This is a genomic window from Holzapfeliella sp. JNUCC 80 (assembly GCF_053667655.1).
Genome location: NZ_JBSJXZ010000007.1, coordinates 1 through 7,685, shown reverse-complemented (window position 1 = coordinate 7,685; position 7,685 = coordinate 1). Strand labels below are relative to the sequence as shown.

Genomic DNA, 7,685 nt, shown 5'->3' with positions numbered 1-7,685 from the left:
GATACCAATATTTTAGAAAAATTACTACTTAACATAATATGTTTAAATGTAATGTCACACGGAAGTAATTAAATTAATTATAATTTCTCAAATCAATTATTTCATCCGCATTTTCCCATATCATTGAGTTATGTGTTGCTATAATAATAGTGCGATTTTTATTTTTTAATGACGTTAACAAATGCATAAGTTCGCTGCTGTTTTTTGGATCAAGAGCTGCTGTTGGCTCATCTGCCAAAATCAAGGGAGGATTTTTTAAAATGATTTTTGCTAAAGCAATTCTTTGGGCTTCACCACCCGAAAGTTCAAAGATTTTTTTGTTTAAATCAAGGTAACTTAGATTAACATCTTCAAGTGCTTGTTTTTCTTTTCTAATACGTTCTTTTTTAGCTAATTTTTGACCAATTAGTCCTAAGTCAAGGTTTTCTTTAATCGTATTATTATCTAATAATCCAAAATTTTGAAAAAGGTAGCCTAAATCATTTTTAAAAAATTTATGTGATGAAATCGACTTTAAAGATTGGTTGTGATATAAAACATCACCGCTAGTAACGGGCTCAAGATGACCAATTATGTTTAATAGGGTTGTTTTTCCACTTCCGCTAGCACCTATAAGTGCATAAACCTTTCCTGTTTGAAACTTTAAACTTAAATTTGTAAAAATTTTTTTATTATTGAACTCTTTTGTTAGATTTTCTATTTTTATCAATTGTTATTTACCTTTCATGATAGTTACTGAACTTCGTTCTTCTTTTATCATTTGAATATACAATATTATGAATAGTATTAGACACAGTAGTATAAAAAGAACAGTACTTATAATAATGTTGTGAATCATCATATAAGATACTACTATTCCAACTATTATAATTAAAATTTCGTAGAATAAGTATTCAAAATGAATTGACAGAAAGTTTGCTCCTGAAACATGTTTAATAAAAATGTCTCGTCTAAACTGTTCGAAATATAATAAAATCATAGAGGTAAATAATAATATACAAGTTACTAAAGCTAAAATAGAACTTGCAATCAGGGATACAGTTTGGATTTTTGTATCTTGCATAGTTAGTAAATATTCAGAACGAGCATTAACTAAGTAAGAAAATTCCTTATACACATTGTGTTTTTTCATCAAATTAATAGTATCTTCAAAATTCTTAAAGTAAATATCCGATTGAGAAGCGATACCCCAAAAAAATGTTGAAGATGAACTATCAGTTATCGAATCTGGACTAATGACAATTATTATTGGATCTTTTGCATATTGATTCCCATCTGATTCTGATGAGTTAAGTAAAAACCTGTTTTCACTATTTTTTAATAATGCTACTGTAGGGTTATTAATTGAATATAACTTATCACTATTAATGTTTGTTGTTTCTAAAGCAAGAATTTGTAAGTCATTTTTATATTTCGAAATCAGTTGGTTTTTTTCTCCCTGAACATTTTGAGGAATTAATAACCCAAAGTCTCCTTTTCCCAAATTATTTAGTTGGTTTTTTTGTTCATTACTTAAACTAATATTTTCAAATTCTAGATAATTAGGTGTAACATATATTTCATCTACTTTTGATTTATCGGTTTCGTTATAATTTTTTTGAACAAGCATAGCTTGGTGATTTTGAATAGCATCTTTGGTGAAATTTGATATTTTTAAAAAATAGTTTTTAAGATCTTGACTAGTACTGTTAGCACCGGCACTTCCATACAATGTTGCTTTGTAGTAATCGTTATATTTATCCCATGATAAATTAGAAGTTTGTTGATCCTGATAAGTATTTACATAATAAATACTTTTTTGAACCATTATACCTATCAAGACAATTGCTAAAAATTGTCCTATTAACATTACACTCATTATTTTTTTAGTAGGAAGTTTCCCTTTTAAAATCATTAAAATATTTGAATAATTTAAACCTAGTATATACACAACACTCAGTAAAATAGATATAAAAAACAAAATCAAACTATATTCAGCAAATACAATTAGTACTATTTGTACGGAAAACATAGAAAATATATTTAAAAACATTAGCAGTAAGATGCTTAGTATTGAAAATAGGAAGTAAGAAAATGTTATATTAAAGAAATCTTTTTTAATCGTTCTGGTAATGAGTTTAAGAATTGATTCTCCCGAAATCAACCTAATTCCTGCATACTTTAAGTCTTTTATTCTAATAACTAAACTTATTCCCAAAAATGTTAACATAAATACAATAAGCGCAAAAAAGATTGCCTCATTAGTTACTATTTGATTTGATATATTAAATACAGTGGATTTTTTTAATGGTTTCACTTTATAACCTAAATTTTGAATTTTATCTACTGTATCAGCTAAAGAGATATCACCTGTAATTAAAATATAACTTCCTAATACATCACTTGAAACTATTGCATTTTCTGATGCCTTGGAAAGATATTCTGGTGCCTTCAGGCTTTCCGATTCTTGGCCAAATAGTTGATACTGGAAATTGTAATGTCCTGATTGAGAAGGTTGAACAATTCTCTTAGCTATTAAGCTTTTATTCTCAAATGCTATCTGGTTTAAATTTTTCTCAAATTCTTCTTTTGAAGTAACCGATGAACTTTTAGTAATGGTAAAACTGCGATATTTAACAAAATTTAAAATTTCATTTTGTTGATTAATAGAACATACTAAAAAAATCGATATGATAAAGAAAGAAAATGCTAAGAATATTTTTTTCATTTCTCCACTACTTTCATTAAAAAATAAAATCAATAACTTTCAAAGTTATTGATTTTATTTTTAGTTCTATTCTTAAAGGTAATTTACCTTTATGTGTATGACTATTAGTCCGCTGTATTTGAATCAAAATCAAAGTCAACATACTCTCCAAAGCCCGTACTAATATACGCTGATGAAGTAGCCTGTGGTCCTGCATATTTATAGTCGCTTTTTTGTGTATAAGGGCTTACAACTGAAGACATATGATAGGTGTATGGGTGATGATAGTTAGAGAAAGCTCTTAAACCACCCAAAAAATTATTATTTGAGCCATAGGTCCATGTACCTCCCTGTACTGACTGAGCATCAACAACATTAGAAGCTGTTCCCACCCCAGTAGCAATTGTTGCTACTAATAACGCTTTTGTAACACTTTTTTTAAAGTTCATGAATAATTCCTCCATAGTTAATATGTTTTTGTTACAAAGTTAATTCAATCATTAATGTTGTGAAATCAAAAGCTTTTCTGGGTTTCAAATTGTCTTAGGCGAATGTAACCTTTTTATTTTTTAATTTAATAACAAAATTTATCTCAATTATTATTCTTATTGTGCATAAAACATAACTTACTTCAAAGGTATTATTCTATCTCTTTTTTGTTTACGATGTTTTTGTGAATTTAATATTTTAATGTGCTTTTTTATACTATATCAATAGCATATTTTCTAATTGTAATGTTCTCTGTTTTTTATTTTATACTTGTAAATATCTTATTTAATTTTAGCAAACAAGTCTTTACCTGATCGCTTTTTTCTATAAAACTGTGTTTTAACAACCTAAATAAAGGAAAAAGAGCATAAGGGAAACTGATATCACTAGCGTGATAAATCTCAGTGCGATTGGTTTCCTGTTGATATCAAGCATTCTATACATTTACCACTTTCTAGCGAATTTGGTAAATGTAATTTAGCCCAATGTTTACCACTTTTAACCAAATGTGGTAAACATTTAGACTTTTTAATTAGTATCTAAACTTCATTTTTTGTTTAAAATGTCAAAAATCCTCTAAAAAATATTTTTTATTTTGCTTTTTTGTTTAATTTATTTTTTAATTAATTTTATAAAAAATAACAAAGGATTGTGATCATAAAATGAACGAATTTGAAAAATATAACAAGTTAAAAAATAAAGAAAAAGAGCAACAAAAAATAATCAATAAAATGAAAAAAGAAAAAGCAAAAATTCGTAGTAAGGCTTATGAAAGAATTGGTAGAAATTTTTATAAATCATTGGGAAATAAAGACTTAGAAAAAACAAATGAAGTTGCAATTAATTTTCAAGAATTTATTCAAAAAAACAAAAAATATGAATCTTTTTTAAATGGTCATAAAGCTGAATTTAGTCAAATTCAAAGTATTGTTAATCAATTTGAATGGGACGATGAATTAAATCGCTGGAAAACTAATGAACCTACACAATTAAACCAACTATTAGCTGATATATTTAAACACTCATAAACACAAAAAGGTCACTCTATTAGAGTGACCTTTTTTGATATTTGCAATTTCAAATGCATAAAAGCTAAGACTTAACTTTTTCTTTAGTCTCATCAATCTGTCCTAAGATATCATCTAGTGATCTGTTATCAACTTTAGCTTTTGATTGCTTTGGTGACCAATCTGTTGCAATCTCTTTCTTAGGTTTCTTGAATTGTTTTTTCTTCTCTTGGAAGTCGTCTTTGTTTTTTGGTTCGGGCGTAAAAGTAAAGATATACCCTTTAAGCGGTTTTCCTTGCTTCTTGATGAACTCTTTTTCCATCTTCAGATTCTTAAAGAAGGGTGCTAGTTGCTCCATTGAGGGTTTTAAAGCGTATCTATTAATATCTGTTTGTCTATACGACTTGGGTATGTTCATCAACTCGTTAAAATCTTCTTTTTTAATTCTGAAGTAGCCAGTTGTTCTATACTGTTTCAATAGTCTAAAAAGTGTTTTAGCATAACTTGATTTGATTGAATTGAACTCATGAAGAGAGTAACGTACCCAGCTAGTTAAATCATTAAGCAGCGGTATAGCTTTATCGTATATTTTAATTTCTACAAACGGTTCTGCTTCTTCGCTATTTATAGTGAATTCAGAGAACATAATAAAATGCTCTTCAATAAGTCCATTTTTTGAAGTTCTGCCAAAATTTAATTCAAGCAATTTTTTATATGTATTTCTAACTACTTTTAAAAATCTATCCGAGTGGGGACTTTTAAAATCACTAAGTTCTTTTAATTCGCTAAAATAGAATTTAACTTTTTCATCTCCTCGTTCCTTCATTTTTGTAACGATAGAAAAGAACAAGTTCATTTCTGCCGGTTTTAACTTGCCCAAAGGGATTGTATTAAGTTCTATGTCATATCTTGTTATTTCGTTTTCAGCCATTTTTAAGCCCTCCAAATCGTTTGATAAATCAATCATATTATTAAGGAGTGCATTTGTCAACGTGTACGCCTTATTTTTCTCTCCACCAACTGACACTCACTCTCCCAAAGAGTGACACTCGCTCTCCTATAACTGACACTCACTCTCCCAAAGAGTGACACTCACTCTCCCAAAGGGTATGATGAACCCTAGAGCCACGTGGCTTATAGCTCACCTAAAAGAGGTATTAAAAGAGGTAAAAGAATATATAAAAGATAAGCTAACGCTTGATAATCAAAATTCTCCCAAATTCTTAAAACCAAACTCAAAACTGATGTATTCCTTATAGCAACAGTATTAACAGTCTTCTTAACCATTAAGGAGAGTAATTGTCAAAAATAAAAGTGTCGCTGTTTAGAAACAGAGTAATTACTTTAAGAGTGAGTAAATAGTCAACATAATGTACACGATTATTCAATTAAATGCAGATTTTCTTAATTTAAGTAAAGAAGAAAAAGTAAAACTTGAACAACTAATTAATGAACTGTCCAATTAAACACGTTTTAAACTATTTTATATCTATATAGTGTAATTAGACTAAGAGAAATAATTAATCGCTTGTAGATATCAAAATATTCAATCTATCTATATAAAAAGAGAAGACACCTCAATTATGAAGTGTCTTGTTTTATTTCCAGAATTTCCACCATGGTTTAGATTCTTGTTGCTCTTGTTCGTTGTCAGAAACTTGTTGGGAACTTGCTTTCAGCTTGTCAACATCTTGCTTGTAACTTTCCAGTAACTCTAACGCTTGCCTTTTCTCCTGTTTTTCTGTATCAACTTCTTTTTTAACTTCAGACAAATTGGAATTACTTTGTAAGGTTAATTGTTGCTGTTGATCTAGTAATTTCTGTAAATTTTTGATTTGCTCGTTCTTGTCTTTCATCTCTTGGTGTAGCATAGTTAGGACTTCTTGGCTAACTGTGTCAACTTGTTGGAAAGTTGTTTGCTCTTTGTCAGAAACTTGTTGACCACTTGTTTGAAAGTTGTCATAAGCTTGTTTGCTGTACTTCTTGTTAGCTTGTTTAGAAGTCTTGAAGTGCTGTTTTATCAACTCTTGACCGCCTTCGTCAATTTGATTAGCACCTTTGACTTTTTTAACGTACTTCTTTAATTTTTTCTCGCTTTTTAGCAAGTTGTTTATAGCTTGTCTACTTACACCTATCTCTTGTGATAGTTCTCTAACTGTTTTCATTGTAACCACCCCAAGAAGATTTTAGCATATAAAAAAGCCACTAACTAAAGTGGCTTTAAAGATTAACTTTTATTATGGAATTTCAAACCTAGTCAATCTCTTCTCCATCAGCGAGATTATCTCCCCAGATAAGGGGTAGACTAGCATTTCCATATTTTTGTTCTTGTGCAATTGCAATATCCCAAAAGTTATCTTGTGTAATTTCTGAATCTAGATATTCTGCTTTTACAGGAATAGCAGCTTTATTATTTTTTGTATTATGATCCATAGTATCTGCTCCTTAGTTAGTAAAATAATTAATAATCGGTTCAATATATACTACACTAAAAATTATATTTTTGGAGATTGATCACTAGTTTCTTTTGAAATTTAAAAGCTTTACTTCAGGAAACGACCATTCCCCGAATACCAAAAAAGCAGTCAAAAATAGAACATTCGAGTAAAACTTAGTCCCTTTAAGAAACTAATCGTACTACGATTTCCCACGCTAGTGGGACTAGTTTCTCTTATGCTCTTTTTATAAATTATACAATTAATTTTGTGAAAGTAGACGCATATATATATAATGTTAAAGTAATTTATTTTCAAATAAGTAAGGAGATATTGATGGATTTTTCACAAAAAATAAAAGTATTAAGAAAACATAATCATTTAACTCAAGAAGAATTTGCTGATAAGGTTAATGTATCAAGAAAAACGGTTTCTGGCTGGGAAAATAGAAGAAGTTATCCTGATAATTCTACTTTAGAAAGTATATGTAAAACATTTGATATACCTAAGATTAACTTAACCAGTCCAGACATCAACGATGTATTTGTCAATCATTTAATAAATAACTCTAAGAAACATCTATCATTAATTTATTTAGAAGTATTAGAATTATCACTTTTGTTTTTATCATATATTTCATTACTCAAGATTATAGACAGTTTTTTAATTTTTTTACTTTTATTGATAAACACTATAATTATAAGATCTGTACTTAAGATACATATATCAAAAAAATTTATTCCAACTTTTCAAAATGATAGAAAAAAAGCCCATATAATTTCAGGCTTTTTAAACTTAGTTATAGGCATGACAAGTACTATATATAACTTAACTTTTCATCAAGATTACACTTCTGCTCTAAGTACAATATCAGGAGCAATAATTGGTACTATTATACATATCTTATTGCTGAGTATAGCCGTAACTAATTTATATCAATGTTATAAAATTGAAAAGTATACTTCACTATCTTAAATGTCCAATAATATTTTTAAAAAATTCTGACCAATCCCAGTTCATCTAATTGTTCCCCCCTCGATTCGTATTTAGTTAATTATTTTGTTTTAT

General features: G+C 28.4%; 8 protein-coding genes. 2 read left to right on the top strand and 6 right to left on the bottom strand.

Features of this window, described 5'->3' with window-relative positions; all coding sequences use genetic code 11:
- Nucleotides 1–73 precede the first annotated feature (73 nt).
- The 3 genes from JNUCC80_RS06765 to JNUCC80_RS06755 all read right to left on the bottom strand — a co-directional run bounded on the left by JNUCC80_RS06765 (nt 74) and on the right by JNUCC80_RS06755 (nt 3,135).
- Nucleotides 74–709 (bottom strand): ABC transporter ATP-binding protein, encoded by a 636-nt coding sequence (locus JNUCC80_RS06765; RefSeq protein ID WP_454153720.1) that lies wholly within the window; start codon nt 707–709, stop codon nt 74–76.
- A gap of 3 nt (nt 710–712) precedes the next feature.
- Nucleotides 713–2,707 carry a DUF1430 domain-containing protein gene (locus JNUCC80_RS06760; protein ID WP_454153718.1) on the bottom strand — a complete coding sequence of 665 codons (1,995 nt, stop codon included), beginning with the start codon at nt 2,705–2,707 and terminating at the stop codon, nt 713–715.
- A 104-nt stretch (nt 2,708–2,811) separates the two neighbouring features.
- A complete protein-coding gene (locus tag JNUCC80_RS06755) occupies nt 2,812–3,135 on the bottom strand; it encodes a lactococcin 972 family bacteriocin (protein WP_454153716.1) in 324 nt (107 codons plus the stop codon).
- 702 nt (nt 3,136–3,837) lie between these two features.
- Here JNUCC80_RS06755 and JNUCC80_RS06750 point away from each other — a divergent pair.
- Nucleotides 3,838–4,203, top strand: a complete 366-nt coding sequence (locus JNUCC80_RS06750; protein WP_454153729.1) for a hypothetical protein — start codon at nt 3,838–3,840, stop codon at nt 4,201–4,203.
- A gap of 64 nt (nt 4,204–4,267) precedes the next feature.
- Here JNUCC80_RS06750 and JNUCC80_RS06745 read toward each other — a convergent pair whose 3' ends face one another.
- The 3 genes from JNUCC80_RS06745 to JNUCC80_RS06735 form a co-directional block, all read right to left on the bottom strand.
- The gene (locus tag JNUCC80_RS06745; protein WP_454153727.1) at nt 4,268–5,209 is read right to left on the bottom strand and encodes a replication initiation protein; all 942 of its coding nucleotides are present in this window, start codon (nt 5,207–5,209) and stop codon (nt 4,268–4,270) included.
- 571 nt (nt 5,210–5,780) lie between these two features.
- Nucleotides 5,781–6,347 (bottom strand): DUF536 domain-containing protein, encoded by a 567-nt coding sequence (locus tag JNUCC80_RS06740; RefSeq protein WP_454153725.1) that lies wholly within the window; start codon nt 6,345–6,347, stop codon nt 5,781–5,783.
- Nucleotides 6,348–6,435: 88 nt separating this feature from the next.
- Nucleotides 6,436–6,615 carry a hypothetical protein gene (locus tag JNUCC80_RS06735; protein ID WP_454153723.1) on the bottom strand — a complete coding sequence of 60 codons (180 nt, stop codon included), beginning with the start codon at nt 6,613–6,615 and terminating at the stop codon, nt 6,436–6,438.
- A gap of 338 nt (nt 6,616–6,953) precedes the next feature.
- On the opposite strand from JNUCC80_RS06735, the gene JNUCC80_RS06730 reads away from it, so the two are divergent.
- A complete protein-coding gene (locus JNUCC80_RS06730) occupies nt 6,954–7,592 on the top strand; it encodes a helix-turn-helix transcriptional regulator (RefSeq protein ID WP_454153722.1) in 639 nt (212 codons plus the stop codon).
- The last annotated feature ends 93 nt before the right edge of the window (nt 7,593–7,685 follow it).